Here is a 24460-nt window from a genome sequence, read left to right as displayed (position 1 = left end):
AAAGCCTAGATTCGCCGGGCTACGCTCGCCCGGCGGCCAGTGGAGTAGGTCACACCGTAACGCGATACATCGCGTTTTCTCAACCGGTTCCGGAAGGCCTGTGGAAAACCCGGGAGTCCGCTCAGTCCAGGGCCGGATAGCCCGCGTCCCGCAGCACCTCACGCACCTCGGCGCAGTGCTCCGGCCCCTTCGTTTCCAGGTGCAGCTCCACCTCGACCTCGGTCAGCCCGAGCCGGGGATCGGTGCGGACGTGGCTCACGTCGAGCACGTTGGCGTCCACCACGGACAGCGCGCCGAGCAGCGAGGCCAGCGCCCCGGGACGGTCCGGCAGCCGCAGCCGAAGCGACAGGTAGCGGCCCGCCGCCGCCATGCCGTGGCGCAGGATGCGCTGCATCAGGAGCGGGTCCACGTTGCCGCCGGACAGCAGCGCGACGACGGGCCCCTCGAAGGCGCGCGGGTCGCTCAGGAGCGCCGCGACCGGGCTCGCGCCCGCCGGCTCGACAACCATCTTGGCCCGCTCCAGGCACAGCAGCAGGGCGCTGGAGAGGGCGTCCTCGGAGACGGTGACGACGTCGTCGACGAGTTCCTCGACGAGCCGGAACGGCACGTCGCCGGGGCGGCCCACCTTGATGCCGTCCGCCATGGTCACCGGGTTGTCGATCGACACGGGCCGGCCCGCGGCCAGCGAGGGCGGGTACGCGGCGGAGCCCGCCGCCTGCACGCCCACGATCCGTACGTCGGGACGCAGCGCCTTGACGGCCACGGCCATGCCCGCGGCGAGCCCGCCGCCGCCCACGCCGATCAGCAGCGTACGCAGCTCCGGGCACTGCTCCAGGACCTCCAGGCCCACGGTGCCCTGACCGGCGACGATGTCCGGGTGGTCGAAGGGGTGGATGAAGACGGCGCCGGTGGTACGCGCGTACTCCTGCGCGGCGGCCAGCGTCTCGTCGACGACCTGGCCCTCCATGCGCACCTCCGCGCCGTAGTCGCGGGTCGCCGCGACCTTGGGCAGCGGGGCGCCGACCGGCATGAACACCGTCGAGCGCACCCCGAGCAGGGCGGAGGCGAGCGCGACGCCCTGGGCGTGGTTGCCCGCGCTGGCCGCGACGACGCCCGCCGCGCGCTCCTCGGGCAGCAGCCCGGCGATGCGCACATAGGCGCCGCGCAGCTTGAAGGAGCCGGTCCGCTGGAGGTTCTCGCACTTCAGGTGGACGGGAGCGCCGACGAGCCCGGACAGGTACCTGCTGCCCTCCATGGGCGTCACCCGGGCGATGCCCCCCAGCATCTTCTGGGCGCCGCGCACGTCGTCCAGGGTCACGGCCGGCAAGGAGCGTGTCGTGCGGTAGCTCATGACGGCAGTCTCGCAGTTCACGCCAGTCTCCTCCCGGTCCGCCCAAGCCGCGAGACGGGTTTGCGCAGCGCCGGTACGGGTAGCGCCCGGACCCCGTACCCTGTCCCCCAACCCACCACCCTTCCCATGAAGTGAGCCCACGGCCATGCCCACAACTCCGGACATGACGACCGCCAGCGATCCCGGCCTCCTCGACACGCTCCAGCACCAGGTAGCGGTGTTCGCGCGGCGTGCCGAGCAGACCCGTCTGGGCGGCGTAGGACAGGTCCGCAACTCCATGGACCGAGCCGCGTACCTCCTGCTCAACCGTCTCGACAAGGAAGGCCCGATGGGCGTCAAGGCGCTCGCGGCGAGCATGGGCATCGACTCCTCCACGGTGACCCGCCAGGTCGCCCCGCTCGTCGACACCGGCCTGGTCAAGCGCACCTCGCACCCCGAGGACGGGCGTGCGGTGGTGCTCCAGCTGTCGCCGCGCGGCCAGTCGCGCCTGGACGACGTGCGCTCCTCGCGCCGTGAGCTGATGGCCGAGCTGACGGAGGACTGGACGCCCGAGGAGCGCGCCGGCTTCACCGCGCTGCTCACCCGCTTCAACACCGCGCTCTCCGCGCGGCAGAACGCCCACGTGGTGTCCGACGCGGCGGCACAGGCCGAATCCTGAGCCCGGGGCCGCGGTTCGCCGACTGCCGCGGCCCCTGCCCTCGTACGGGAGCGCTGACGAGCGCGGCCCGCGCGGTCCTCGCACCGCACGGCCCGTACGAGGGCGTGGCTCATGACGACCCGTTCCACCCCCAGGTGCCCGAGCGCGTGGTTCCGCTCGTGCCGGGCTCTTGACCTGGGCACCGTGCCTGGCCTCAGATGAACCGAGTCCCCCTTTGCCGGACGGCGGGAGGCGCGGTGCGAGAGCGGCAGGCCGCCCAACAGGCCCGCCGCGCCCGGGAGTTCCAGGCGTTCGTCGCGGGCGCGGCAGGGCGTCTTCTGCATGCCGCCACGCTGCTCACCGGCGAGCCGCCGGACGCCAACCCGCGCGCGCGGACGCTGCTCACCCGCGCGCTCGCCGCGACGTACGCCTCCTGGGACCGCATGCGCGGCGAGGATCCCTACGACCGCACCCGTACGTACGTGGCCGTGCACTACGCGCGCGGTGCCTGGTGGCGCTACCGCGGCCACGGCGGGCTGCTCACCCGGCTTTCCGCCCTGGAGCGGCTCGTCCTCGTACTGCGTCTCTACGAAGGTGTCGCCGAGGAGCAGACGGCGGCGCTGCTCGGGCTGCCGCCGGAGCGCGTGCGGGCCGTGTGCGCCCGTGCCGTGGCGACGGTCCTGCACCCGCCCCGCGGCCCCGCTCCCGCCACGCCGCCCGCCCTGGGGGAGGCCGCCCCGTCATGAGCCGGCAGGAGCGCCGCGAGGCGGCGGCACGCCAGCTCCTGGACGCGGGCGCGCCCGCGTCCGTGCCGCCCGACCTGCACGGGGACGCGGTGCGGCGCGGCGCGCGTGCCCTCAGGCGCCGCACGGCCGCGCGGCGCCTGCTGTGGCTGCTGCTGCTCGCGGCGGCCGTGGTGTTCGCCGTGTGGGCCGCGACGGCGCAGCCGTGGGTGGAGCCGCCGTCCAGGACGACGCCGCCGCTGACGCGCTGGTAGCCCGTGAGCGGCGGCGCGGGCCGTCCTGCCGACCGGACTAGCCCAGGGCCTGCTTGAGGTCCGCGAGGAGGTCGTCGACGGCCTCGATGCCCACCGAGAGGCGCACCAGGTCGGCCGGGACCTCCAGGGCCGAGCCCGCCACGGAGGCGTGCGTCATGCGGCCCGGGTGCTCGATGAGGGACTCCACGCCGCCCAGGGACTCGCCGAGCGTGAACAGGCGGGCCCGGTTGCAGACCTCCACGGCCGCTTCCTCGCCGCCCTCGACCTGGAAGGACACCATGCCGCCGAACGCCTTCATCTGCTTGGCGGCGATCTCGTGGCCCGGGTGCGAGTCGAGGCCCGGGTAGAAGACGTTGGTCACGCGCGCGTGGCTGGTCAGCATCTCGGCGACGCGGGTCGCGTTCTCGCTGTGCCGGTCCATGCGGACGGCGAGCGTCTTGACGCCGCGCAGCACCAGCCAGGAGTCGAAGGGCCCGGCGACCGCGCCCATCGCGTTCTGGTGGTAGGCCAGCTCCTCGCCCAGGGCCTCGTCGTCGACGATCAGGGCGCCGCCCACGACGTCCGAGTGGCCGCCCATGTACTTCGTCATCGAGTGGACGACGACGTCGGCGCCGAGGGCGAGCGGCTGCTGGAGGTAGGGGCTGGCGAACGTGTTGTCCACGACCAGGCGGGCGCCCGCCTCGTGGGCGATCCGCGCGACCGCGGCGATGTCCGTGATGCCGAGCAGCGGGTTGGACGGGGTCTCGACCCAGACGGCCTTCGTCTTGGGCGTGAGGGCCGCTCGTACGGACGCCGGGTCCGAGGTGTCCGCGACGGACCACTCCACGCCCCACCGGGCGACGACCTTCGCGAAGAGGCGGAACGTACCGCCGTACGCGTCGTTGGGGATGACCACGTGGTCGCCGGGGGCGAGCAGCGTACGCAGCAGGCAGTCCTCGGCGGCGAGGCCGGATGCGAAGGCGAGGCCGCGGCGGCCCCCCTCCAGGGCGGCGAGGTTCTCCTCGAGCGCGGTACGGGTGGGGTTGGCGCTGCGGCTGTACTCGTAGCCGCCGCGCAGACCGCCGACTCCGTCCTGCTTGTACGTGGACACCTGGTAGATGGGCGGGACGACGGCGCCCGTGAGCGGGTCGGCGGTGTTGCCCGCGTGGATGGCTACGGTCTCGAAGCTCTGGCTGCTGTGCGAGTCACTCATGCGGCCTGAGCGTAATGCGAGGCGGCGGCCAGGACCGGGCGGGGCGGTCACCCCGAGCCGTTCGGCCTGCGCGGACGGTCAGGTTGGCCAATTGTCACAGGCGTCTGGTTCGCTTGGAGGCATGGAGATTCTCTGGGTCCTGATGGCAGTGGTCATGATCGGGGCGGTCCTCGGGCCGATCCTGCTGCGCAGGCGCGCCGGAATCCGCCAGGTGCACCCCGGCGCCCCGGACGCCGCGGACCCGGCGAACTACGGCTTCGCGCGCCAGGAGGACCTGGACATCCGCATGCCGGGCCCCGACCCCGACCTGGTCGAGGTGCTCGACCTCGTGCAGCGCACGCAGGACTGGCGCGGCGCGTCCCAGCTGCTCGCCGGGACGGAGGTGCACGGGGAGCGGCGCTGGCAGCGCGTGCAGGCCTTCGCGGGCGCCGCGTCCCTGGAGCTGCGGCAGCGGCCCGGCGGGGTCAGCGACACCCCGGGCGGCCAGTGGCTGCGGGTGTGGCGCGCGGAGGCCGAGAAGGACGCGGGCGGCGCGGCCGTGCACGCGGAGTTCCTGGTGCAGCAGGCCTGGCGCACGTCGACGCCCGGGACGGATGAGTTCCGCATCATCCTGGAGGAGGCCAAGGCGGCCTGCGGCCAGGCGGCGCTGCTCTCCCCCGGCGACCCCGTTCCATACGTCATCGAGCTGTCGATCGCCCGCGGACTCGGCTACGAGCGCGCGGAGTTCGAGCAGCTGTGGCTGAAGATCCTGGACCGCGCGCCCGCGCACATGGGGGCGCATCTGGCGGCGCTGCACTACTGGTGCGAGAAGTGGCACGGCTCCCGCGCGGAGGCCTATTCCTTCGCCGAGGCCGCGGCGGCCCGCGCGCCCCGGGGCTCGCTGCTCTCCGCGCTCCCCCTCTTCGCGGTGTACGAGCACCTCCCCGAGGTCAACATGGTGCGGGGGTTCTACCAGAGCGAGGTCGTGACCAAGGCCGTCGAGGGCGCCCACTTCGCGGTCCACTCGGCCCGCCCCGACGACCCGATGCTGGCCCACGTCCGGCATCTGCTGGTGTTCTTCCTGGTCCGCGGCGAGCGCTGGGGCGAGGCGATGCACCAGCTGGTGCACGTCGACGGCCACGTGGGGGCGCTGCCCTGGACGCTGTCCGGGGACCCCGCGGCGGACTACGCGGTGTACCGCGCGCTCGCGGTGGGGGGCTACGAGGCCAACGGCGGCAGCCCGGCCACGCTGCCCCACTAGGCCTGGCCCCCGGGCAGCCGAGGAATTCCCGGCCGTCCCCAGGCGTTGACCAGCAAGCCGACACCTGCTCCAGGAGGACCCGATGATCTTCGGCCGCACCCCCGTGCTCCCGACTCCCGAGGAGGCCCTGAAGGGCCGCGAGACCCCCGAGTTCGAGGTCCCCTCCCGTCACACCGTCCTCGGCACCGCCCTCCAGGGCCCGTATCCCGAGGGCCTTGAGGTGGCGGACTTCGGGCTGGGCTGCTTCTGGGGCGCGGAGCGCAAGTTCTGGCGGACGCCGGGCGTCTGGACGACCCTGGTGGGCTACCAGGGCGGGTACACGAAGAACCCGTCCTATGACGAGGTCTGCTCCGGCCTGACCGGCCACACCGAGGTGGTCCGCGTCGTCTTCGACCCCTCCAAGGTCACGTACGCCGAGCTGCTGAAGGTCTTCTGGGAGTCGCACAACCCGACGCAGGGTTTCCGCCAGGGCAATGACGTGGGCACGCAGTACCGCTCGGCGGTCTACACCCACTCCCCCGTCCAGGAGGAGACGGCCGTCGCGTCCCGCGAGGCCTATCAGCAGGTCCTCACGGCCGCCGGTCTCGGTGAGATCACCACGACGGTGCTTCCCGCCGAGGACCGTGCCTTCTGGCCCGCCGAGCCGTACCACCAGCAGTACCTGGACAAGAACCCCGACGGGTACTGCGGCATCGGCGGCACCGGCGTCGAGCTGAGCAGCCCCTCCGAGACGAACTGGGGCCGTGCCTGCCCCACGGGCATCGCCCCGGCGCCGGAAGCCGCGCAGTAGCCCATGCCCTTCGCCCACGCCGCCGACGGCACCGCGCTCGCGTACGAGGTGCGCGGATCCGGTGAGCCGCTGCTCCTGCTGAGCGGGCAGTCCAACAGCCGGCGGTGGTGGGACCCCGTCGTGGCGGACTTCGCCGCCGCGTTCACCGTGGTGACGCCGGACTGGCGCGGCACCGGCGAGAGCGGCCGGCCGGACACCGACTCGTACAGCACGCGCGGGTTCGCCGACGACGTGGCGGCGGTGCTCGCGGACGCCGGGATCGAGCGGGCGCACGTGTACGGCACGTCGATGGGCGGCCGGGTCGCGCAGTGGCTCGCCGCCGACCGGCCGCACCTCGTGGACCGGCTCGTCCTGGGGTGTACGTCACCGGGGGCCCCGCACGGCGTGGAGCGGGGGCCCGAGGTGCGGCGGGCGCTCGCGCAGCCGGACCAGGAGGCGGCGGCGCGCGCCCTGCGGGAGCTGATGTACACACCCGCGTGGCTGGCCGCCCGGGAGGCGGAGGGGCGCACGGAGTTCGCCACCCTCGGCGACCCGTCGATGCCCGCCCACGCCCGGCGGCGTCATCTGCGGGCCAGCGCACGGCACGACGCGTGGGACGCGCTGCCGCAGATCAAGGCGCCGACGCTCGTGGTGCACGGCAGCGACGACGCCTTCAACCCCGCGGCCAACGCCCCGCTGCTCGCGGAGCGCGTCGCCGACGCCCGGCTGAGCTGGATCCCGGGCGCCCGGCACGCGTACTTCGAGGAGTTCGCGGACGTGGCCACGCCCTTGGTCCTCGCGTTCCTGCGCGGCCGGTGACGCGAGGGGCGGCCCGGGTACGAGCCGCCCCCCCCGGGGTCACGCGTCCCCGGATCCGTACGGCTTGGTGATGATCTCCAGCTTGTGGCCGTCGGGGTCGTCCCAGTAGACCCCGCGGCCGCCGTCGTTCGTGTTGATCTCGTTCTTCCGCGTGTGGTACGGGTCCGCCCAGTAGGTCAGGCCCCGCTCCTTGATGCGGCCGAAGATCTCGTCGAACTCCGCCTCCGAGACCAGGAACGCGTAGTGCTGCGGCACGACCGGGCCGCCGTCGCCCTCGTAGTAGTCGAGCGTGACGCCGTTGGGGATCTCCACGGGGATGAACGGGCCGTACTGGGGGCCGACTTCGAGCCCCAGGATGTCGGCGAGGAACTGCGCGGACGCCGTCTTGTCCTCGGCTTGGACGATGGTGTGGTTCAGCTCGATGCTCATCGTGCGGACCTCCTCCGGTGCCCGGCCGGGCCGCCTCGGCCCCGGCTCTCACGTCTGTCGTGCTGACACCCGGAACGCTACGGCCGGACCGCCGTCACCGGCATCCGTCACCGGCCCCGCCGTCGCTGCGCCATGCGTCCTAGTCCTCCGGAACCAGAGGGCCCTCGCCGTGAGAAGCCGGCCGCAAGCGGCACCATCCAGTCCGTCCGGCGTTTGAGGACGAGGCGCGAAGCGCCGACAAGGCGGTCCAAGGGCACGACCCAGTCAGATCGTGGCCGCGTCGATCACGAAGCGGTAGCGGACATCGCTCCTGAGGATCCGCTCGTAGGCCTCGTTGATCTGGTCGGCGCCGATCAGCTCGATCTCCGCGCCCAGGCCGTGCGCGGCGCAGAAGTCCAGCATCTCCTGGGTCTCGGCGATGCCGCCGATGGCCGAGCCCGCGAGGGTCTTGCGCTGGAGCATGAGCGAGAAGACGTTGAGGGACACGGGCTCCTCGGGGGCGCCCACGTTCACCAGGGCGCCGTCGGTCTTCAGCAGGCCCAGGTACTTGTCGAAGGGCAGCGGCGCCGACACCGTGGAGACGATCAGGTCGAAGGTGCCCGCGAGCTGCTCGAACGTGGCGTCGTCGCCGGTCGCGTAGTAGTGCTCGGCGCCGAGCCGGAGCCCGTCGTCCTTCTTGCGCAGGGTCTGCGAGAGGACGGTGACCTCGGCGCCCATGGCGTGCGCGATCTTCACGGCCATGTGGCCGAGGCCGCCGAGCCCGACGATCGCGACCTTCTTGCCGGGGCCCGCGTTCCAGTGCGCGAGCGGGGAGTACGTGGTGATGCCCGCGCACAGCAGCGGCGCGGCCACGTCCAGGGAGAGGCCGTCGGGGATGCGCAGCGTGAAGGCCTCGTCGACGACGATCTGCCGGGCGTAGCCGCCGTAGGTGGGCTCGCCGTTCCTGTCGAGCGCGTTGTACGTCTGGATGTTGCCCTGCGCGCAGTACTGCTCCAGGCCCGCGCGGCAGGAGTCGCACTCGCGGCAGGAGTCGACCATGCAGCCGACGCCGACCCGGTCGCCCACCGCGAACTTGGTGACGCCGGGGCCGACCTCCGCGACGACGCCCGCGATCTCGTGGCCCGGGACCATCGGGAAGATGCCCTCGCCCCAGCCGTCACGGGCCTGGTGAATGTCGGAGTGACAGATTCCGGCGTACTTGATGTCGATCAGTACGTCGTGCTCGCCGACGGGGCGGCGCGGGACGGTGGTGCGCTCCAGGGGCGCGGAGGCCGCGGGGGCGGCGAAGGCGGGGACGTCACGGGTCCCGGGGGTCCCGGTGGTGGTCTGGGGGGCTGTCTGTGCGGTCATGCTGTCGAGCCTGGCAGCGGCGGACGCGGTCACCCAGACCTCCGCTGAGCCTACGCACGGTGTGCGTACCACTGCTGGTATCAGGCTCGGGAGCGTACGCACAGCCGAGCCCCGGAATACTGGAAGGCATGGACGTGAACGCCGCCGCCCCCGAGGGCCTCGACCGCCGGGCCGAGCTGAGCGAGTTCCTGCGCACCCGCAGGGCCCGGCTCCAGCCGCAGGACGTCGGTCTGCCGAGCTACGGCAGGCACCGGCGGGTCCCGGGCCTGCGCCGCGAGGAGCTGGCCCAGCTCGCGGGCGTCTCGGTGGCGTACTACACGCGCCTGGAGCAGGGCAACGGACGCAACGTCTCGGCGGAGGTCCTCGACTCCGTCGCACGCGCCCTGCGGCTGAGCAGCGCGGAGCACGCGCACCTCACGCACCTCGCGAAGCCCACGGCGCACAGGAAGAGGCGGGCCGCGCCGACGCAGACGCTGCGGCCCGCGGTGCAGCAGCTGCTCGACGCGATGGAGACCGTCCCCGCGTACGTCGGCGGGCGCCGCTCCGACATCCTCGGCTGGAACCGCATGGCGACCGCCGTGTTCGGCGACTGGGGCGCGCTGCCGCGCGAGCGGCGGAACTGGGCCCGGCTCGTCTTCCTCGACGCGGACATGCGGGAACTGTTCGCGGACACATGGGACCAGAAGGCCTCCGACATGGTCAGCTTCCTGCGGATGGACGCGGGCTGCTATCCGAACGACCCGCAGCTCTCGGCGCTCGTCGGGGAGCTGTCCGTGAAGAGCGACACGTTCCGGCGGCTGTGGGCGGCGCACGACGTGCGGGAGAAGGGGCACGGGGTCAAGCAGCTGCGGCATCCGCTGGTCGGGGAGCTGACCCTGTCGTACGAGACGATGCGGCTCGCCGACGACGCGGAGCAGTCCCTGGTCACGTACCACGCCGAGCCCGGCTCCCCCTCCGCCGAGGCGCTCCGCCTCCTCGCCAGCTGGAGCGCGCAGTCCCCGGCGGGGGTGCGCTGACGCGGCCGCCGCCGGGGCCCGGGCCCGGGCCCGTCAGGGCTGGTACGGCGGGGCCGCGCCCCAGTTCCAGACGGGGACCGGCTGGTCGGCGGGGCGGGTCGCGTCGGGTCCCGAGAAGTAGACGGCCAGGCGCGTGCCCCACTCCAGATACGCCACGAACGCCGAGCGGAACTCCGCGTCGGCCGGCAGGCCCGCCTCGTCCGCCGCGTCCTGCATGAGGTTCACCCAGCGGCGCCGCTGCGGCTCGGTGATGCCCTTGCCGAAGTGCTTGGCGACCATGTGGGCGTGCGCGCCCGAGCCGTCGGGCCCGCCGTGGGCGCGGGAGTACGCCGACGGGCCGCCGAAGACCTCGGCGAGCCACTGCGCGACGTGTGCCGCGTGCTCGGGCGCGAGGCCCGCGAAGACCGGGGCGAGGAGGTCGTCCGCGAGGACCTTCTCGTAGAAGATCTCGGTGAGCCGGCCGAAGCTCTCCGCGCCGCCCGCCCACGCGTACAGCGTCGGCGTGGAGGCGCCGGAGCCGCGCACCGAGGTCGGCGTGTAGTGCCGCATCTCCTCGATGTTCTCGACGTACGGGCGGATGTACGCGAAGAAGTCCTCGAAGTGCTCCGACGACCTGAAGCCTTCCAGGTGGTCCTTCGTGGAGGTCCAGGTGATGCGCAGGATGAAGTGCTCGAAATCCTCCTCGCAGCGCGCGAGTTCGTAGTCGACGCACTGCGGCGCCGCGGCCAGCGGCACGGCTGCGTGCGTGTACGCGGACAGGAATTCGGCGGCGCGCTCGGCGGGCACGCGGTAGCGGATGTATTCGACGGTGTGGGCGGGGCTCGCGCTCATGGCGTGTCGGCTTCCTCTTCCGGGACGTCAAGGGCGGCGGCCGCGCCCCAGTCCCAGAGGGCCTGGAGCACCGGACCCAGCTCCCTGCCGTGCGGGGTGAGTCGATAGGTGACGGTGGGCGGCCAGCCGGGCGTGCGGGTACGCCGGACCACTCCGGCCTCGGTGAGCTGTGCCAGCCGCTCCGCAAGTACTTTGTCGGACAACTCGGGGAGCGCGGCGGCGAGTTCGCTGTACGCGTACACGTCACCCGCGAGCAGCTCGCGCACCACCAGGGTGGTCCAGCGGCCCCGCAGCGCCGCGAGCGTGACCTCGACGGGGCAGCCGGGGCTCGGTGCCGTGACCCGGGCACGCGGGTCGTCCGGAAGTCCTGGCCGGCCCCCGCGGACGCCCTGACCTGCCTGACTTACCGTTCGGTGAGCCACGAGGGCGCCTCCTACCGTTGCGTACATGACGAAGCCGAGCACCCCCATCCTGCCCCCGGGCCCTCTGCCGACGCGCGCCGAGGACGTGCCCGCCGCGTTCGCCGCGCGCTTCAACAGCGGCGACCCGGACGCGGTCCGCGCCCTGTACGAGCCGAGGGCCGCGTTCGTACCGGAGTCCGGCGTGCCGGTGCGCGGGGACGCCGCGATCGCCGCGCAGAACGCCCCGTTCCTGGCCCTCGGGCTGCCCCTCTCCGTCCGCACCCGGCAGGTGCACATCGCTGGTGACGGCGATATCGCGCTGCTCGTCGTGGACTGGGAGATCGGCGGCGAGGTGCGCGCGACGGCCACGGACGTAGCACGACGCGGCGCCGACGGATACTGGCGATATGTGATCGACAGTCCGTTCGGCGCCGCGCCTCAAGCGACTAGCGAGGAGTAACTAATTCACGTACTCGACGGCCGGGTTCACTTCCCGTAGTACGCGTTGTAGATCGACAGCGTCGACTTGTTGCCCTTCTTGTCGCTGACCTTGGCGTGGAAGGAGATGCCCTTGCCCGCGGCCGGGTTCTTCACCGAGATCTTGCCGTTCTTGACCTCGACGGGCTTCCAGTTGCTGCCGTAGTCGTAGCTGACCCAGACCGTCAGGGACTTGAGGTTGGCCCCGGCGGCCGCGCCCTGCACCGTCACCGGCACGGACTGCTTCTTGTCCGCGGGCGCCCGGCTGTCGAGGCCGACGGCCGCGTTGAAGCGCACGGTGGACACGGGCAGCTTGGTGACGGCCGTGGTCTTCTTCGAGCGGAACGTGAAGCTCGCGTCGATCCGCGTGGAGGCCGCGGCCACGGCCACGCTGCGCTTGACGGACGTCGACAGCTGGTACTGCGCCTCGCCCGCGGGCACCTTGAAGGCCTCACCGGTCAGCGGGTCGGTGTTCTCACCGAGCTGCGTGCCGTTGTGCTTCAGGGTGGTCTTCACCGAGGTGTAGCGGGAGCTGCCCGCGTGCGTCTGGCCGTCGGCGAACAGCGGCAGGGTGCCCGCGATCTCGTTGCCCTTGCGCGTGACACCGAACTCGCCGCCGACGCGCGGCCCGAAGACGGCCGTGTTGAACTTCTTCTCGTACGTCTTGCCCGCCGTGAAGGTCTGCGGCGCGCCGAGCGAGTAGCCGGCGTCGATGATCGGCCAGCCGTCGTCACCCACGCCCCCGTGCTGCTCGAAGTCCAGGCTCCACTTGACCTTGTCGGCCGTGGACACGTACAGGGTGCGCGTGCTCGGCGCCTTCTGCGGCACGCCGATCGCGACGCTCAGGTCGCTGCCGGGCAGGTAGCCGTACGCCGAGACCGCGGCCTTCTTGCCGCTCGACGAGGCGCCGAGGCCGACCTTCAGGGTCGCGAGGTCGGACTCCTTGTAGTGCTTGGAGTAGCCGGTGGCGAACTTCTTGACCTTGCCGCCCGACACGGCGGCGTACTCGGTCTTCTCGCCCTTGGTCCAGCGCGCGTCCCAGCTCTGGTGCAGCGAGTTGTCGGTGACGGACGGGCCGAGGTGCGCGGTGCGGAAGCCCGCGTACGAGTCGAGGATCCAGCCCGCGCCGTAGTCGACGGCGGTGTTCCTGATGTTGTACAGCGGCAGCGCGATCTCGGACTTCGCGTCGGCCGCGGGCACCGTGACGTCGACGGGCTTCGCCTTGCCGGCGTCCACCGTCACCGTGGTGTTCTTGGTGACGTCCAGCTTCGGCTGGACGACCCAGTCGATGCCCTTGGCGGCGTCCTGCGGGTCGACGAAGACGCTGCTGTCCAGGACGTAGGTGCCCTTGGGCACGCGCACCTTGGCGGTGCCCGACGGGTCGTGGACGGGGAAGTCCTGCTCCACGCCGAGCCCGGCGGTGCCGTACAGGGACGAGCTGTAGGCCGTGGCGGCCTGGCCGTCGCGGCCGACGTGCTTCACCGTCACGTCGTACGACTCGACCTCGCGGTTCACCGCGGCGGCCGTGCGCACGGAATGGCCGCCGCCGCTCGCGGTCACGTACGCGGAGTACGAGCCGTCGAGGGTGCCGCCCAGCTTGGTGTCGCTGGTCAGGTCGACCGACGCGGTGCCGCCCGCGGGGACGGTGACCTTCTTGGCGCCGAGCTTGAAGAACCCGGTGGGCGCCGGGTTGCCCTTGGGGTCGGCCGTCTTCAGGGACAGGTCGAGGGTGACCGCGCCGCTGCCGAGGTTCCGGTACGTGACCTTCTTGGCGACGGGCTTGTCGTCGGTGTGCGGCCACGCCTGGGTGCCGAAGCTCACCGACACCGGGTCGGCGATCACGGACTGCTTGATGGCGTTGTCCACGGCGATCCGGCCCGAGCCCTGCTGGAACGGCGTGTACTTGCCGGGCTTGGTGGACGCGGTGAGCGCGCCCTTCAGCTCGGCGTACTTCCAGCTCGGGTGCTGCTGCTTGAGCAGCGCGGCGGCGCCCGCGGCGTGCGGCGTCGCCATGGAGGTGCCGGAGATCGTCAGATAGCCCTCCGGCTTCTGCCCGACCTCCTTCTCGATCTCGCTGCCCGGGGCCGCGGCCGCCGTGATGTCCACACCCGGGGCGGTGACGTCGGGCTTGATGGCGCCGTCGCCGACGCGCGGGCCCTGGCTGGAGAACTCCGCCAGCTTGTCCTTGTCGTCGACCGCGCCGACCGTCAGGGCCGCGTCCGCGCTGCCCGGCGAGCCGACCGACGCGGGCGCCCCGTCGTTGCCCGCCGCGATCGCGAAGAGGATGCCCTTGTCCTCGGAGACCTTGTTGACCGCGGCCTCCAGCGGGTCCACGCCGGGCGTGTCGCCGCCGCCGAGGCTGAGGTTCACCACGTCGGCGCCCTCGGCGGCCGCCCACTCGATGCCCGCGATGATCCCGGAGTCGTCGCCGGAGCCCTCGTCGCCGAGGACCTTGCCGTTGAGGACCTTCGCGCCCGGGGCGACGCCCTTGTAGGCGCTGTTCTTCGTGCCGGTGCCGGCGGCGATGGACGCGACGTGCGTGCCGTGGCCGACGCGGTCCTTGCTGTCGGGCGACGGAGTGAAGTTCTTCTCCCCGACGACCTGTTCCTTGAGGTCGGGGTGGGTGGCGTCCACACCGGTGTCCAGGACGGCGATCTTCACACCCTTGCCGTCGTACCCGGCCTGCCAGGCCTTGGGGGCGCCGATCTGCTTGACGCTCTTGTCCAGGCTCGCCCGGCGGGTGCCGTCGAGCCAGACGCGGCTGATGCCGGACGCGGTGGTGCGGGCCGCGCCGCGCTCCGCGGTGAGCGCTTCCCAGAGCTTCGCGGCGTCGCGCTTCGGGGTCTGCACGGCGTCGGCGTTGAGCGTCTTCAGGGAGTGGCGGAGCTTGGTGCCGCCCGCGTCCCTGACGTCGGCCTTGGCCCCGGTGGCCGCGCCCTTGTAGGCGACGATGACCTTCAGGCCCTGCTTCTGGGACGCGCGGCTGCTCTTCTTGCTCAGCTCGGTGACGTCGAAGAGCCGCTGGTCGAGCTTGCCGTCGGCTATCAGCCGCTGGGCGTCGGCCGGTACGACCAGGGTGTGCCCGTCGGCGCGGCTGGTCCGCACGGGTATGTGCGCACGCCCCTCGGCGGGGTCGAACCCGGTGACGCGCCCCTTGGCGTCGACCGTCACGCGGTCCCCGGTGAGGAGCGTGATGTGGTGCTCGACCGGCGCCTTGACGCCGTAGTGCTCAGGTGCGGCGGAGCCGGGGTCCGCCTGGGCCGGGCTGGTCATGCCCGCGGCCAGGGCCACGGCCGCCGCCGCCGCGATGGTGGCCGCGGCCGCGCGGCGCGCGGTGACCGGTCGTCTCGCTTTCTTCACTTGTCTGAGCAAGTTTCCCCCTCGAAGGTGAAAGCTCTGAGTCACGCAGTATGTCGAGGAGGACGATATCCGTTCAACTATGAGACAGAAATGAATAGTTGAGGTTGTTGGCCGGTTCAACATGGTTCCGCAACGCGACGGACATGGAACGGGCGCACGCCCCGGGCACGGCACGGCCCCGCGCCCCGGACACGGGTCGGGCCCGCGCCCCGGGCACGGGTCGGGCCCGCGCCCCGCATACGCCGACGGGCCCGCACCCCGGGTGGGGTGCGGGCCCGTGCGGACGGACCGGAGCCGGTGGCCGGAGGGCTCGCGTCAGAGCGCGGAGCCCGCCTTCCACTGCGCCCAGCTCATGTTCCAGCCGTTGAGGCCGTTGTCCGGGGCGACCGTCTTGTCGCCGGTGTTGCGGACGTCCACGACGTCACCGGTGATCGAGTTCTCGAAGAACCAGGAGCCCGGCGTCGACTTGTCACCCGCGCCCTTGGCGTCCCGCAGGCCGATGCAGCCGTGGCTGGTGTTCGCGTTGCCGAAGATCGACGAGGAGCCCCAGTAGTTGCCGTGGATGAACGTGCCGGAGCTGGAGAGGCGCATGGCGTGCGGCACGTCCTTGATGTCGTACTCGCCCTTGCCGTCGCTGTCCGTGAAGCCCACGGTCGCGCCGTTCATCCGGGTCTCCTTGAACTTCTCGGAGATCACCATCTTGCCGTTGTACGTCTTGTTGTCCGGCGACCCCGCCGAGATCGGGATGGTCTTGACGACCTTCCCGTCCCGCATGATCTTCATCTGCTTGGTCTTGGCGTCCACGACGGACACCTGATTGCGCCCGATCTTGAACTGGACCGTCTTCTGCTGCACGCCGTACACCCCGTCGGCGCCCTCGACGCCGTCCAGGGCCAGCTTCAGCGTGACGGTGGTGTTGCCCTTCCAGTACTCCTGGGGGCGGAAGTCCAGGCGCTGGTTGCCGAACCAGTGGCCGACGATCTCCTGGCCGGAGGTGGAGGTCACCTTGACCCCGCTCTGCACGGCCTTCTTGTCGGTGATCGGCTTGTCGAAGTTGATCGACACCGGCATGCCGACGCCGACCGTGGAGCCGTCCTCGGGCGTGAAGCTGCCGATGAAGCTGTTGGCCTTCGAGACGGTCGTGAAGGAGGAGTTCTCGTGCGCCTTGCGGCCCTCGGAGTCCGCGGCGGTCACGTTGATCTTGTAGGTGGTGGCGCGCTCCAGCTGGCCGCTGGGCTTCCAGGTCTTCTTGTCCGCGGATATCTCACCGGCGACCGCGGCGCCGCCCTCGGCCTTCATCACCACCTTCGTGAGCGTGCCCTCGCTCACGGTGACCTTGGCGTCCTTGTTGATGCTCGCGTTGTCGGAGCCGTTCTTCGGCGCGATCGCGATCTTGGCGGCCGAGGTCTTCTCCGCGGCCGCCTCGTCGACCTGGCCCTGCGACTCCTTGCCGCCCGAGCCCTTCTTGTCACCGTCGTCACCGCTACAGGCGGAGAGCACGAGCACCCCGCCGACCAGGGCGGACACGGCCACCAGACCCCTGCGCCGCTTACTGTCCGTCATTACACGCATCTCCATCGTTGCCGAATCCCCACAAGACCCGGGGGTCCCGTAATCCCGCTTCAGGCCTAACGCAGTTCCCGGTCTGCCGCGTTCCATTTCCACCCGAGATGTGGGGAAGACCACGTCGGGCGGGACGGCCGGGACGGCCGCGTGGTCATGACACGGGAGAGCCCCGGGCGGCGGTCGCCGACCGGGGCTCTCCCTCGCTTCCGGTGCCGACCGGAGCGCGGTGCCGCGGGTGAGCCCTAGGGCTCCTCGCCGTCCTCACCGTCATCATGCTCGTCCGGGTCCCAGTCGGGCGAATCGGGGTCGTAGTCGATCACTTCACTGCTCCAGGACGCCTGGGTCAGCTCGATTCCGGGCAGCCCCTTGACCAGGTCGAAGGGGTCCACGAGGTAGGCGAGGGCCTCCGCGTCGTCCTCCTTGACGGTGGCTTCGGCGTGCGTGCGCTCGTCGTCGGGCAGGTGGGGGTCGTCCACGATGCGCTTCAGGGCGGTGGCGGTCAGTTCACCCGAGCCGTCCACCTCGACGAGCAATTCGGCACGCAGCCGTACAAACCGTGATGTTTCATTCACCTTCATGGGAGGGAGGGTACGGCCCATTCCGGGCGCGGCTTCCGCACGACCCGCGCCTTTCATTAGCATCGCCCCAGACGGCCAATTCGCCAGCTCCACAAGGGGGATCCGTTTCCCGTGACCGCACTACGCCCGCTGCTGACCGCGGCCGCCGCGGCGGCCCTGCTCAGCGCCCTGTGCTTCGTCCCGTCCGCGAAGGCGGCCCCGGCGCCCGAGGCGCCACGCCGCACCGCCACCGCGACGGCCACCGAGGACCGGCTCGCGGACACCGGCGGCGTCGACACCACGCCGTACGTGGTGGGCGGCACGGCGTTCCTGGGGCTCGGGGCGGGGTTCGTGGCGTATTCGGTACGCCGGGAGAGCGCGACGGACTGACGGCCCGAAGGGGCGCTGGGACCTGCGGCCACGGCTGGGCCCGGCGACCGCCTCCACGGTGGCCCCGGGACTACGGCCCCGCGGGCAGCCGCCTCACGCGGCGACCGCCCAGGCGTGGGGCCCGGCCGACCCCAGCTCGAACCAGAGCAGCTTGCCGTCGCGACCGAAGGGGTCGTCGTCCACGGGGTGGCCGCCCCACGCGTGCGCGTACCGGCAGACGAGGTAGAGCCCCCGCCCTTCCTCCCCCTCCGCGTCCGGGAGGACGGTCCTCCCCCACCCGAAGGGGGCCGGGACCCGGGGGTCGGTGTCCCACACGGTCACCCGGACGCCGCTGCCCACAAGACCCCGCACCCGAAGCGCCGCGGGGCCCGGACTGTGCCGGTACGCATTGGTGACCAACTCCGACGTCAGCAGCTCGGCGGTGTCGTTGAGGTGGGTGAGGCGGTGAGCGGTGAGGACGGTGCGGAGGGTGGCCCGGGCGATGCGGGGGGATCGGGGGTCGTGGGGGAGGTGGAGGGCGTAGGTCCACGTGGGGGTGGAGGTTGGTGGGGTCGGTGGGGTCGGCGGGGATACGGTGGCCATGAACGCCTCCTGGAGGTAAGGGAGTTGGTGATGGCCACCATAGGGCGCCACTATGTGATACTTCTCAATAACTGAGGCTGCTCGTTCGCATTACCCTCGTGTGGGTGACCCGAGGGTGCCGCTCAGAACGGAGTACGGAGCCGTGCCACCCCATACCGACCCCACGCTGCGCCAGCAGCGCCTAGGAACCGAGCTGCGCAAGCTCCGCGAGCAGGCCGGGCTCACCACGACCGCCGCGGCGGCCCAGCTGGGACTCAGGCAAGGGCAGATCAGCGGCATCGAGTCGGGCCGCTACGCCGTCAGCGCCGACCGGGTCCGCGCCTTCGCCCGCAGTTACCAGTGTGCCGACCATGCCCTCACCGACGCTCTGGCGGCCATGACCGGAGGCCGTCGGCGGGGCTGGTGGGACGAGTACCGCGAACAGCTGCCCGCCGGGCTGATCGACCTCGCCGAACTCGAACACCACGCGAGAGCGTTGCGCGTGGCGCTGGTCATCCACGTACCCGCTCTGCTCCAGACCACGGACCACGCACGCGCGCTGTTCAGCCAAGCGGTCCCGCCTCTGCGGCAGTACGAAATCGAGCACCGCGTGACACACCGCATCAAGAGGCAGGGCATCCTGCACCACGACAGCCCGCCGCCGTACAGCGCAGTCATCCATGAGGCCGCGCTGCGCATGGGCTACGGCGGCTCCGCCGTCGTCAGGCGCCAGCTCCAGCACATTCTGGACGTGAGCGAACTCAAGCACGTCACCGTGCGCGTCATCCCCTTCGGCAAGGGATGCTTTCCGGGGACAGGGCAGCCCGTCGATTACGTCATGGGGCCGGTTCCACAGCTCGACACAGTGCAGCTGGACACGCATCATGGCTGCGAATTTCTGGATGCGGCCGCACAGTTGGGCAAGTACCGATCGGTGATCGACCAGATGGAGGCCATCGCCCTCGGGCCCGCCGCATCGCGCGACCTGATCCACCACATCGCACAGCACGCCTGAGAGGCGGCCATGCCCAATCTCCAGTGGCAGAAATCCACGTTCAGCCCGGACGCCTCGAACTGCGTCTACGTCGCCGCGACAGCGACCCGCACCATCCACCTCCGCGAAAGCGACACCCCCGACACCATCCTCACCACCGGCCCCGCCCAGCTCGACGCCCTGATAACCCAGCTGAAGCGACAGTCACCGGCAGGAGACGACTCATGAACCCACTGAACTGGCAGAAGTCGACCTACAGCGCCGAGGGCGCCAACTGCCTCTACGTCGCCGCGACAGCGAACGGCACCATCCACCTCCGCGAAAGCGACACCCCGAAGGCCATCCTCACCACCGGCCCCCGCCAGCTCGGCGCGCTCATGACCCAGCTGAAGCGACGGGCACCGGCGAGGACTTCCTGACGGCGGGCGACGGCCCGGCTCCGGGCGGACCGGAGCCGGTGTCGAAGCCGTGATCAGGCCAGCGGCCCCGTGACCGCCTCTGCGGCGCCCACCAGCTCACCACCGCGTACGAACGTCTCCGCCGCCGCCAGGTCCGGCGCGAGGAAGCGGTCGGGGCCCGGCCCCTGAACACCCGCCTTGCGCACGGCCTCGATGACGGCGCGGCTCGCGGGCGCGGGGGTGAGGCCCTCGCGCAGCTCGATGGCGCGCGTGGCCGCGTACAGCTCGACGGCGAGGATCCGGGAGAGGTCGTCGACGGCCGTACGCAGCTTGCGCGCGGCCGACCAGCCCATGGAGACGTGGTCCTCCTGCATGGCGGAGGACGGGATGGAGTCGGCGGAGGCCGGGACGGCGAGCCGCTTCATCTCGCTGACCAGGGCCGCCTGCGTGTACTGGGCGATCATCAGGCCGGAGTCGACGCCGGCGTCGTCGGCGAGGAACGGCGGCAGGCCGTGCGAGCGGTTCTTGTCAAGGAGCCGGTCGGTGCGGCGCTCGGCGATGGAGCCGAGGTCGGCGGCGGCGACGGCGAGGAAGTCCAGGACGTAGGCGACGGGAGCGCCGTGGAAGTTGCCGTTCGACTCCACGCGCCCGTCGGGCAGGACGACCGGGTTGTCGACGGCGGCGGCCAGCTCGCGCTCGGCGACCGTGCGGGCGTGCGCGAGGGTGTCCCGGCCCGCGCCCGCGACCTGCGGGGCGCACCGCACCGAGTACGCGTCCTGGACGCGCGGCGCGTCGTCCTGGTGGTGCCCGGTCAGGCCCGAACCGGCGAGGACCGCCAGCATGTTGGCGGCGGCGGCCGCCTGCCCGGGGTGCGGGCGGATGGCGTGCAGCTCGGGCGCGAGGACCTTGTCCGTGCCGAGCAGGGCCTCCAGGGAGAGCGCGGCGGTGATGTCGGCTGACTTGTACAGGACGTCCAGGTCGGCCAGGGCCATCACCAGCATGCCGAGCATGCCGTCGGTGCCGTTGAGCAGCGCGAGGCCCTCCTTCTCGCGCAGCTCGACCGGGGTGATGCCGTGCTCGGCGAGCAGCTCGGCGGCGGGCCGCACCGTCCCGTCGGGGCCCTCCGCGTCGCCCTCGCCCATCAGGGTCAGGGCGCAGTGGCTGAGCGGGGCGAGGTCGCCGGAGCAGCCGAGGGAGCCGTACTCGTGGACGACCGGTGTGATGCCCGCGTTCAGGACGTCGGCCATGGTCTGCGCGACCTGCGGGCGCACTCCGGTGTGGCCGGAGCAGACCGTCTTCAGGCGCAGGAACATCAACGCGCGGACCACCTCGCGCTCGACGCGGGGGCCCATGCCCGCGGCGTGCGAGCGGACGATGTTCCGCTGGAGCTGCGCGCGCAGGTCGTGACCGATGTGCCGACTGGCGAGGGCGCCGAAGCCGGTCGAGACGCCGTAGACCGGCTCCGGTTTGGCGGCTAGGGCGTCGACGATCTCGCGGGCCGCGGTGAGGGCGACGACGGCGTCGTCACCCAGCTCGACTCGGGCGTTCCGGCGGGCGACGGCCACGACGTCCGCGGCGGTGGTGCCGGACGTCCCTACGACCACAGTCTGCATATCCATATTCAGGAGCGTACGCATTGAAACTCGCGCTGTCACTGGTGAACTCGGGACGGCTGCGCCGGGCTCGCCCCGCGCGGGGCTACCGCCCCCGGAAGCGCCGCCGCTCCCCCCGCGCGGGAGCCGCCGCCTCGTCCGCCAGGCGGACCACCGGGTCGTCCGCCCCCTCGCGCCCCGCGATCACCGGCTTCACCGCCCGCGCCCCCTTGGCCCGGTACTGCGCCGCGTCCGCGAGCCGGAACAGGCGGCGGGCCGACCGCACGGGCCCGATCGGGTCCCCGGTCGACGCGACCCCGCAGGCGACCCCCTCGCCCAGCTCCAACTCGTACGCCCGCAGGCACAGCTCGTCGGCGACCCGCACCACCTCGTCCGAGGAGGGGCCGACCGAGAGGAGGCAGAACTCGTCGCCGCCGAGCCGTGCCGCGAGGGCGCCGGGCAGCATCGCCCCGCACAGCGAGAGCAGCGAGCCGAACCGCTCCAGGAGCCGGTCGCCGACCGCGTGCCCGAAGCGGTCGTTGACCTGCTTCAGCCCGTTCACGTCGCAGACGACGAGGCTGACGACGACGCCCTCGGCGCGGTGCCGCTCCACGGCCTCGTCGAGGCGTACGTCGACCGCGCGCCGGTTGGCGAGGCCGGTGAGGGAGTCCGTGAAGGCCAGGCGGCGGGCCTCTTCGAGGCGCTCGGTCTGGGCGATCCCGGCGGCGACCACGGCCGCGAGGACGGTGGCGAAGTCCGCCTCGGCCCGGTCGAAGACCGGCGCGCCCACCGGCCGCGCCACGTACAGCTCGCCCCAGGCCCGCCCGCGGAGCACGATCGGGGCCACCACGCAGCAGCCGCGCCCGCGCCTGCGCAGCGCGGCGACCCGCTGGTGGCAGTAGCCCGCGCGCTCGCCGCCGCCGGGCCCCTGGGCCGTCTCCACCCAGGCGTGCGGCTCGCCGCCGCCCGCCCAGCGCTCGTGCAGGAACTCGGTGATCTCCGGGAACTCATGGACGGGATAGGCCTCGTCCTCGGGGAACTCCACCTCCCCCGCGGTCAGCTCGCCGACGTTCGCGAGGACGCGCAGGCGCCCGCGCTCGCGCTCCCACACGGACAGCGCGGCGAAGCTCCCGTCGAGGGCCCGCCGCGCGCCCTGGGCGGCTGCCCGCCAGGACCCGCGCGGGGTGTGCGCGGCGGCCATCCCCTGCGCGAGCGCCACGACAGCGCGCAACCGAACGTCGCTTCCCATCACTCCAGGTTACGGACATTCCACGCAAAGGGAGACGCGAGGCCGGACCGCCCCCGCCCGTGAGGCCGCAGCGCCCCGTGAGCGAGGCGGGGGCGCCCCGCGCGCGGCCCTACTCCCCGGGCCACTCCGGCTTCCGCTTCTCGTTGAACGCCGCCACGCCCTCCGCCCGGTCCCCCGAGAACGCCACCGCCCGCCAGGCCCCGTCCTCCACCTCCAGGCCCGTGCGCAGGTCGAGCCCGTGGCCGAGGCGCAGGGCGCGCTTGGCGGCGCGCAGGCCCACGGGCGAGTTCGCGGCCATGCGGGCGGCGAGCGCGAGGGCCTCGTCGCGGTCCTCGCCCGCGCCCGCGACCAGGTCGACGAGCCCGAGTTCCCTGGCCTCCGCCGCCTCCACCCGGCGCGCCGAGAAGATCAGCTCGGCGGCCCGCGCCGCGCCCACGCGCCGGGGCAGCAGCTGGGTGCCGCCACCGCCGGGGATCACGCCCACGGACACCTCGGGCAGGCCGACCACGGCCGTCGGGTCGGCGACGATGACGTCACAGGACAGCGCCAGCTCGAAGCCGCCGCCCAGGGCGTAGCCGTGCACGGCCGCGATGGTGGGCATCGGCAGGTCGAGCACCCCGGTGTACGCGGCCCGCGAGAGGGGCCGCTGGCGCAGCAGCTCCGCGTCGGTGAGGGAGTTGCGCTCCTTCAGGTCGGCGCCCACGCAGAACGCGCGCTCGTGCGTGGAGGTGAGGACCACCACGCGCACGTCCCGGTCCGCGCCGAGCGCCTCGCAGGCCTCGCTGATGGAGCGGGCCATGGCGCTCGACACGGCGTTCATCGCCTTGGGCCGGTCAAGCGCGAGCTCCGCCACGTGGCCGTGCCGGCGTACTCCTACGAACTCCCCGAACCGCTGCTCGCCCATGACCCCTCCAACTCCCGGTTAACGACCGTTACCCCGCGATCATGTCAGCAGGACCGCGCCTTGGGTACCCGTCGCCGGGCGGGCGTCAGCCCCTGCGGGTGAGCAGCCAGGGCTCGACGATGCCGAGGCCGCGGACCGGCCGCTGCCACATCGGCTGGAGCGCGAAGCGGTACGCGGGCGGCTCCTCGCCGTCCTTCTCGGCGCGCTCGGCGAGCGCGGCGGCCTCCGTCTCGGACGCGGGGGCCTCCCCGGTGCGGGTCAGCTCCTCGGCGAGCGCCCCGTCGACGAGCACGGCGTCCCGTGGCGCTATCGAGGTGAGGCGGCTCGCGAGGTTCACCGTGGTGCCGAACACGTCCCCCATGCGGGTCGTCACCGTGCCGAAGGCGATGCCGACGCGCAGCTCGGGCATGGTCTCGTCGTTCGCCATCGTCTCGATGAGCCGCAGCGCGATCTCGGCCGCGATCCCGGCGTCGTCGGCGGCGAAGAGGACCTCGTCGCCGAGGGTCTTGATGAGCCGTCCGCCGTGCGCGGCGACCAGGTCGGCGGCCGTCGTCTCGAACGCCTCGACCAGCTCGCCGAGTTCCTCCTCCTCCATGCGCCGCGTCAGGCGCGTGAAACCGACGAGGTCGGCGAAGCCGACGGCGAGCCGCCGGTCGACCATCTCCTCGTCGTCGGCCGCCTGCACGACCCGGCCCGTGGCCGCGGCGAGCTGACGCCGCCACACATAGATGAGGAACTCCTCCAGCTCGGGCAGCAGCAGCTCGACGAGCGGATACGTGACTTCCGTACGTGTCATGCCCGGCTCGGGCGGCTCGGTGAGGCCCTCCAGGAACGAGTCGATCTGCCACTCCGCGAGCCGCGCGGTGGTCTGCCCGGTGGACCGCGCCACCTGCACCGCCATCGCCTCGCTCAGCAGGCCCGCCTCGACGAGGCCCGCGAGGCGGCGAAGGGCGAGCACGTCGGCCTCGGTGAGGGCCTTGGCCTGGCCGATGTCGGGGAAGCCCATGGCCCGCCAGAAGCGGGACGCCAGCTCCATGGAGACGCCCGCGCTGCGGGCCGCCTGGAAGGGGGTGTAGCGCCGGTCGGCCCCGAGGATGAGCTGCTCCAGGCGGAGCGCCAGGGGGTCCTTGTCCTCGTCCGGGTCGTCCGGCCTGCCCGGGTTCGCCGTGCGGTCGAGGGCCGCCGCCAGGTCCGGCTCCGCCGGCCGGTAGGAGTCGTCCGGCTTGTCGTCCTGGGCGCCCGCCGCGCGGGGGTCACCGTCGGGGGCTGGGTGTGCGCCCTGGCCGGAGCCGGTGTCGTCGACGGTCACGCCTGCTGCCCTTCCGATCTGCCACGGTCAGATATCGACCGGCGCCAACTTTACGGCAGGTGTGCCCCAGC

General features: G+C 72.4%; 26 protein-coding genes. 12 read left to right on the top strand and 14 right to left on the bottom strand.

The genetic code is table 11. From position 1 onward, the window contains the following. Positions 1-121: 121 nt before the first annotated feature. Positions 122-1351: a threonine ammonia-lyase gene (gene ilvA, locus AC07GB_RS33525; RefSeq protein ID WP_478852198.1), complete on the bottom strand. Its 1230-nt coding sequence runs from the start codon at positions 1349-1351 to the stop codon at positions 122-124. A 145-nt stretch (positions 1352-1496) separates the two neighbouring features. Between ilvA and AC07GB_RS33520 the strand changes: the two genes are divergently transcribed. From AC07GB_RS33520 to AC07GB_RS33510, 3 genes are all read left to right on the top strand, one after another. Continuing rightward, positions 1497-2009, top strand: coding sequence for a MarR family winged helix-turn-helix transcriptional regulator (locus AC07GB_RS33520; protein WP_478852150.1), 513 nt, complete (start codon positions 1497-1499; stop codon positions 2007-2009). Positions 2010-2245: 236 nt separating this feature from the next. Further along, on the top strand, positions 2246-2734 hold the full coding sequence (locus tag AC07GB_RS33515) for a sigma factor-like helix-turn-helix DNA-binding protein (RefSeq protein ID WP_478852148.1): 489 nt from the start codon (positions 2246-2248) through the stop codon (positions 2732-2734). After that, positions 2731-2985 (top strand): hypothetical protein, encoded by a 255-nt coding sequence (locus AC07GB_RS33510; protein ID WP_478852146.1) that lies wholly within the window; start codon positions 2731-2733, stop codon positions 2983-2985. Before AC07GB_RS33515 ends, AC07GB_RS33510 begins: the two co-directional genes overlap by 4 nt. A gap of 37 nt (positions 2986-3022) precedes the next feature. Here the strand turns inward: AC07GB_RS33510 and AC07GB_RS33505 are convergent, their stop codons facing one another. Continuing rightward, positions 3023-4177: a cystathionine gamma-synthase gene (locus AC07GB_RS33505; RefSeq protein WP_478852144.1), complete on the bottom strand. Its 1155-nt coding sequence runs from the start codon at positions 4175-4177 to the stop codon at positions 3023-3025. A gap of 121 nt (positions 4178-4298) precedes the next feature. Here AC07GB_RS33505 and AC07GB_RS33500 point away from each other — a divergent pair, with 121 nt between their 5' ends. The 3 genes from AC07GB_RS33500 (at position 4299) to AC07GB_RS33490 (ending at position 7005) form a co-directional block, all read left to right on the top strand. Beyond that, positions 4299-5417 (top strand): hypothetical protein, encoded by a 1119-nt coding sequence (locus AC07GB_RS33500; RefSeq protein WP_478852142.1) that lies wholly within the window; start codon positions 4299-4301, stop codon positions 5415-5417. A gap of 82 nt (positions 5418-5499) precedes the next feature. Beyond that, the gene (msrA, locus tag AC07GB_RS33495; protein ID WP_478852140.1) at positions 5500-6207 is read left to right on the top strand and encodes a peptide-methionine (S)-S-oxide reductase MsrA; all 708 of its coding nucleotides are present in this window, start codon (positions 5500-5502) and stop codon (positions 6205-6207) included. A gap of 3 nt (positions 6208-6210) precedes the next feature. Continuing rightward, positions 6211-7005 carry an alpha/beta fold hydrolase gene (locus AC07GB_RS33490; protein WP_478852138.1) on the top strand — a complete coding sequence of 265 codons (795 nt, stop codon included), beginning with the start codon at positions 6211-6213 and terminating at the stop codon, positions 7003-7005. A gap of 39 nt (positions 7006-7044) precedes the next feature. On the opposite strand, the gene AC07GB_RS33485 is transcribed toward AC07GB_RS33490, so the two are convergent. Further along, complete coding sequence (locus tag AC07GB_RS33485) at positions 7045-7434, bottom strand: VOC family protein (RefSeq protein ID WP_478852136.1); 390 nt, start codon at positions 7432-7434, stop codon at positions 7045-7047. Between the two features lie 264 nt (positions 7435-7698). Then, the gene (locus AC07GB_RS33480) at positions 7699-8784 is read right to left on the bottom strand and encodes an NAD(P)-dependent alcohol dehydrogenase (RefSeq protein WP_478852134.1); all 1086 of its coding nucleotides are present in this window, start codon (positions 8782-8784) and stop codon (positions 7699-7701) included. A 128-nt stretch (positions 8785-8912) separates the two neighbouring features. Between AC07GB_RS33480 and AC07GB_RS33475 the strand changes: the two genes are divergently transcribed. After that, positions 8913-9800, top strand: a complete 888-nt coding sequence (locus tag AC07GB_RS33475; protein WP_478852132.1) for a helix-turn-helix domain-containing protein — start codon at positions 8913-8915, stop codon at positions 9798-9800. Between the two features lie 33 nt (positions 9801-9833). On the opposite strand, the gene AC07GB_RS33470 is transcribed toward AC07GB_RS33475, so the two are convergent. Both AC07GB_RS33470 and AC07GB_RS33465 read right to left on the bottom strand, forming a co-directional pair. Further along, entirely contained in the window at positions 9834-10631 is a 798-nt protein-coding gene (locus AC07GB_RS33470; RefSeq protein WP_478852131.1) for a globin domain-containing protein, read from the bottom strand. Next, a complete protein-coding gene (locus AC07GB_RS33465) occupies positions 10628-11053 on the bottom strand; it encodes a winged helix-turn-helix transcriptional regulator (RefSeq protein WP_478852129.1) in 426 nt (141 codons plus the stop codon). The genes AC07GB_RS33470 and AC07GB_RS33465 overlap by 4 nt, the downstream gene beginning before the upstream one ends. 25 nt (positions 11054-11078) lie before the next feature. On the opposite strand from AC07GB_RS33465, the gene AC07GB_RS33460 reads away from it, so the two are divergent. After that, a complete protein-coding gene (locus tag AC07GB_RS33460; protein WP_478852127.1) occupies positions 11079-11492 on the top strand; it encodes a YybH family protein in 414 nt (137 codons plus the stop codon). Between the two features lie 26 nt (positions 11493-11518). Here AC07GB_RS33460 and AC07GB_RS33455 read toward each other — a convergent pair whose 3' ends face one another. From AC07GB_RS33455 to AC07GB_RS33445, 3 genes are all read right to left on the bottom strand, one after another. Continuing rightward, a complete protein-coding gene (locus tag AC07GB_RS33455; protein ID WP_478852196.1) occupies positions 11519-14782 on the bottom strand; it encodes a S8 family peptidase in 3264 nt (1087 codons plus the stop codon). 402 nt (positions 14783-15184) lie between these two features. Then, on the bottom strand, positions 15185-16432 hold the full coding sequence (locus AC07GB_RS33450; protein WP_478852125.1) for a L,D-transpeptidase: 1248 nt from the start codon (positions 16430-16432) through the stop codon (positions 15185-15187). A 245-nt stretch (positions 16433-16677) separates the two neighbouring features. Beyond that, positions 16678-17013: a hypothetical protein gene (locus AC07GB_RS33445; RefSeq protein WP_478852123.1), complete on the bottom strand. Its 336-nt coding sequence runs from the start codon at positions 17011-17013 to the stop codon at positions 16678-16680. Between the two features lie 111 nt (positions 17014-17124). Between AC07GB_RS33445 and AC07GB_RS33440 the strand changes: the two genes are divergently transcribed. Then, on the top strand, positions 17125-17382 hold the full coding sequence (locus tag AC07GB_RS33440) for a tat (twin-arginine translocation) pathway signal sequence (protein ID WP_478852121.1): 258 nt from the start codon (positions 17125-17127) through the stop codon (positions 17380-17382). 93 nt (positions 17383-17475) lie between these two features. On the opposite strand, the gene AC07GB_RS33435 is transcribed toward AC07GB_RS33440, so the two are convergent. Next, a complete protein-coding gene (locus AC07GB_RS33435; protein ID WP_478852119.1) occupies positions 17476-17964 on the bottom strand; it encodes an ATP-binding protein in 489 nt (162 codons plus the stop codon). A gap of 142 nt (positions 17965-18106) precedes the next feature. Between AC07GB_RS33435 and AC07GB_RS33430 the strand changes: the two genes are divergently transcribed. Genes AC07GB_RS33430 through AC07GB_RS33420 form a run of 3 tightly spaced genes read left to right on the top strand, consistent with a single transcriptional unit; the run spans position 18107 to position 19356 of the window. Continuing rightward, the gene (locus AC07GB_RS33430; protein WP_478852117.1) at positions 18107-18958 is read left to right on the top strand and encodes a DUF5753 domain-containing protein; all 852 of its coding nucleotides are present in this window, start codon (positions 18107-18109) and stop codon (positions 18956-18958) included. A 9-nt stretch (positions 18959-18967) separates the two neighbouring features. Then, entirely contained in the window at positions 18968-19165 is a 198-nt protein-coding gene (locus tag AC07GB_RS33425) for a DUF397 domain-containing protein (protein WP_478852115.1), read from the top strand. Beyond that, the gene (locus tag AC07GB_RS33420) at positions 19162-19356 is read left to right on the top strand and encodes a DUF397 domain-containing protein (RefSeq protein WP_478852113.1); all 195 of its coding nucleotides are present in this window, start codon (positions 19162-19164) and stop codon (positions 19354-19356) included. The genes AC07GB_RS33425 and AC07GB_RS33420 overlap by 4 nt, the downstream gene beginning before the upstream one ends. A 53-nt stretch (positions 19357-19409) precedes the next feature. On the opposite strand, the gene hutH is transcribed toward AC07GB_RS33420, so the two are convergent. The 4 genes from hutH to AC07GB_RS33400 all read right to left on the bottom strand — a co-directional run bounded on the left by hutH (position 19410) and on the right by AC07GB_RS33400 (position 24389). Beyond that, positions 19410-20948, bottom strand: coding sequence for a histidine ammonia-lyase (gene hutH / locus AC07GB_RS33415; protein WP_478852194.1), 1539 nt, complete (start codon positions 20946-20948; stop codon positions 19410-19412). Between the two features lie 85 nt (positions 20949-21033). Next, positions 21034-22176 carry a GGDEF domain-containing protein gene (locus tag AC07GB_RS33410; protein WP_478852111.1) on the bottom strand — a complete coding sequence of 381 codons (1143 nt, stop codon included), beginning with the start codon at positions 22174-22176 and terminating at the stop codon, positions 21034-21036. Positions 22177-22285: 109 nt separating this feature from the next. Beyond that, entirely contained in the window at positions 22286-23080 is a 795-nt protein-coding gene (locus AC07GB_RS33405) for an enoyl-CoA hydratase/isomerase family protein (protein ID WP_478852109.1), read from the bottom strand. A gap of 85 nt (positions 23081-23165) precedes the next feature. Beyond that, positions 23166-24389 carry an adenylate/guanylate cyclase domain-containing protein gene (locus AC07GB_RS33400; protein WP_478852107.1) on the bottom strand — a complete coding sequence of 408 codons (1224 nt, stop codon included), beginning with the start codon at positions 24387-24389 and terminating at the stop codon, positions 23166-23168. Between the last annotated feature and the right edge of the window lie 71 nt (positions 24390-24460).

This window comes from Streptomyces sp. NPDC045778 (assembly GCF_056431945.1).
The sequence above is the reverse complement of the archived record's forward strand: the minus strand, read 5'-3'. Positions and strand labels throughout refer to the sequence as shown.

Excerpts from the sequence above, each read along its gene's own strand:
- AC07GB_RS33470 (WP_478852131.1), bottom strand. The coding sequence starts at position 10,631 with ATGAGCGCGAGCCCCGCCCACACCGTCGAATACATCCGCTACCGCGTG.
- AC07GB_RS33480 (WP_478852134.1), bottom strand. The coding sequence starts at position 8,784 with ATGACCGCACAGACAGCCCCCCAGACCACCACCGGGACCCCCGGGACC.
- AC07GB_RS33520 (WP_478852150.1), top strand. The coding sequence starts at position 1,497 with ATGCCCACAACTCCGGACATGACGACCGCCAGCGATCCCGGCCTCCTC.
- msrA (WP_478852140.1), top strand. The coding sequence starts at position 5,500 with ATGATCTTCGGCCGCACCCCCGTGCTCCCGACTCCCGAGGAGGCCCTG.
- AC07GB_RS33405 (WP_478852109.1), bottom strand. The coding sequence starts at position 23,080 with ATGGGCGAGCAGCGGTTCGGGGAGTTCGTAGGAGTACGCCGGCACGGC.
- AC07GB_RS33435 (WP_478852119.1), bottom strand. The coding sequence starts at position 17,964 with ATGGCCACCGTATCCCCGCCGACCCCACCGACCCCACCAACCTCCACC.
- AC07GB_RS33490 (WP_478852138.1), top strand. The coding sequence starts at position 6,211 with ATGCCCTTCGCCCACGCCGCCGACGGCACCGCGCTCGCGTACGAGGTG.
- AC07GB_RS33445 (WP_478852123.1), bottom strand. The coding sequence starts at position 17,013 with ATGAAGGTGAATGAAACATCACGGTTTGTACGGCTGCGTGCCGAATTG.
- AC07GB_RS33455 (WP_478852196.1), bottom strand. The coding sequence starts at position 14,782 with ATGACCAGCCCGGCCCAGGCGGACCCCGGCTCCGCCGCACCTGAGCAC.
- AC07GB_RS33500 (WP_478852142.1), top strand. The coding sequence starts at position 4,299 with ATGGAGATTCTCTGGGTCCTGATGGCAGTGGTCATGATCGGGGCGGTC.
- AC07GB_RS33460 (WP_478852127.1), top strand. The coding sequence starts at position 11,079 with ATGACGAAGCCGAGCACCCCCATCCTGCCCCCGGGCCCTCTGCCGACG.
- AC07GB_RS33485 (WP_478852136.1), bottom strand. The coding sequence starts at position 7,434 with ATGAGCATCGAGCTGAACCACACCATCGTCCAAGCCGAGGACAAGACG.
- AC07GB_RS33505 (WP_478852144.1), bottom strand. The coding sequence starts at position 4,177 with ATGAGTGACTCGCACAGCAGCCAGAGCTTCGAGACCGTAGCCATCCAC.
- hutH (WP_478852194.1), bottom strand. The coding sequence starts at position 20,948 with ATGCAGACTGTGGTCGTAGGGACGTCCGGCACCACCGCCGCGGACGTC.
- AC07GB_RS33510 (WP_478852146.1), top strand. The coding sequence starts at position 2,731 with ATGAGCCGGCAGGAGCGCCGCGAGGCGGCGGCACGCCAGCTCCTGGAC.
- AC07GB_RS33425 (WP_478852115.1), top strand. The coding sequence starts at position 18,968 with ATGCCCAATCTCCAGTGGCAGAAATCCACGTTCAGCCCGGACGCCTCG.
- AC07GB_RS33475 (WP_478852132.1), top strand. The coding sequence starts at position 8,913 with ATGGACGTGAACGCCGCCGCCCCCGAGGGCCTCGACCGCCGGGCCGAG.
- ilvA (WP_478852198.1), bottom strand. The coding sequence starts at position 1,351 with ATGAGCTACCGCACGACACGCTCCTTGCCGGCCGTGACCCTGGACGAC.
- AC07GB_RS33450 (WP_478852125.1), bottom strand. The coding sequence starts at position 16,432 with ATGACGGACAGTAAGCGGCGCAGGGGTCTGGTGGCCGTGTCCGCCCTG.
- AC07GB_RS33410 (WP_478852111.1), bottom strand. The coding sequence starts at position 22,176 with ATGGGAAGCGACGTTCGGTTGCGCGCTGTCGTGGCGCTCGCGCAGGGG.
- AC07GB_RS33420 (WP_478852113.1), top strand. The coding sequence starts at position 19,162 with ATGAACCCACTGAACTGGCAGAAGTCGACCTACAGCGCCGAGGGCGCC.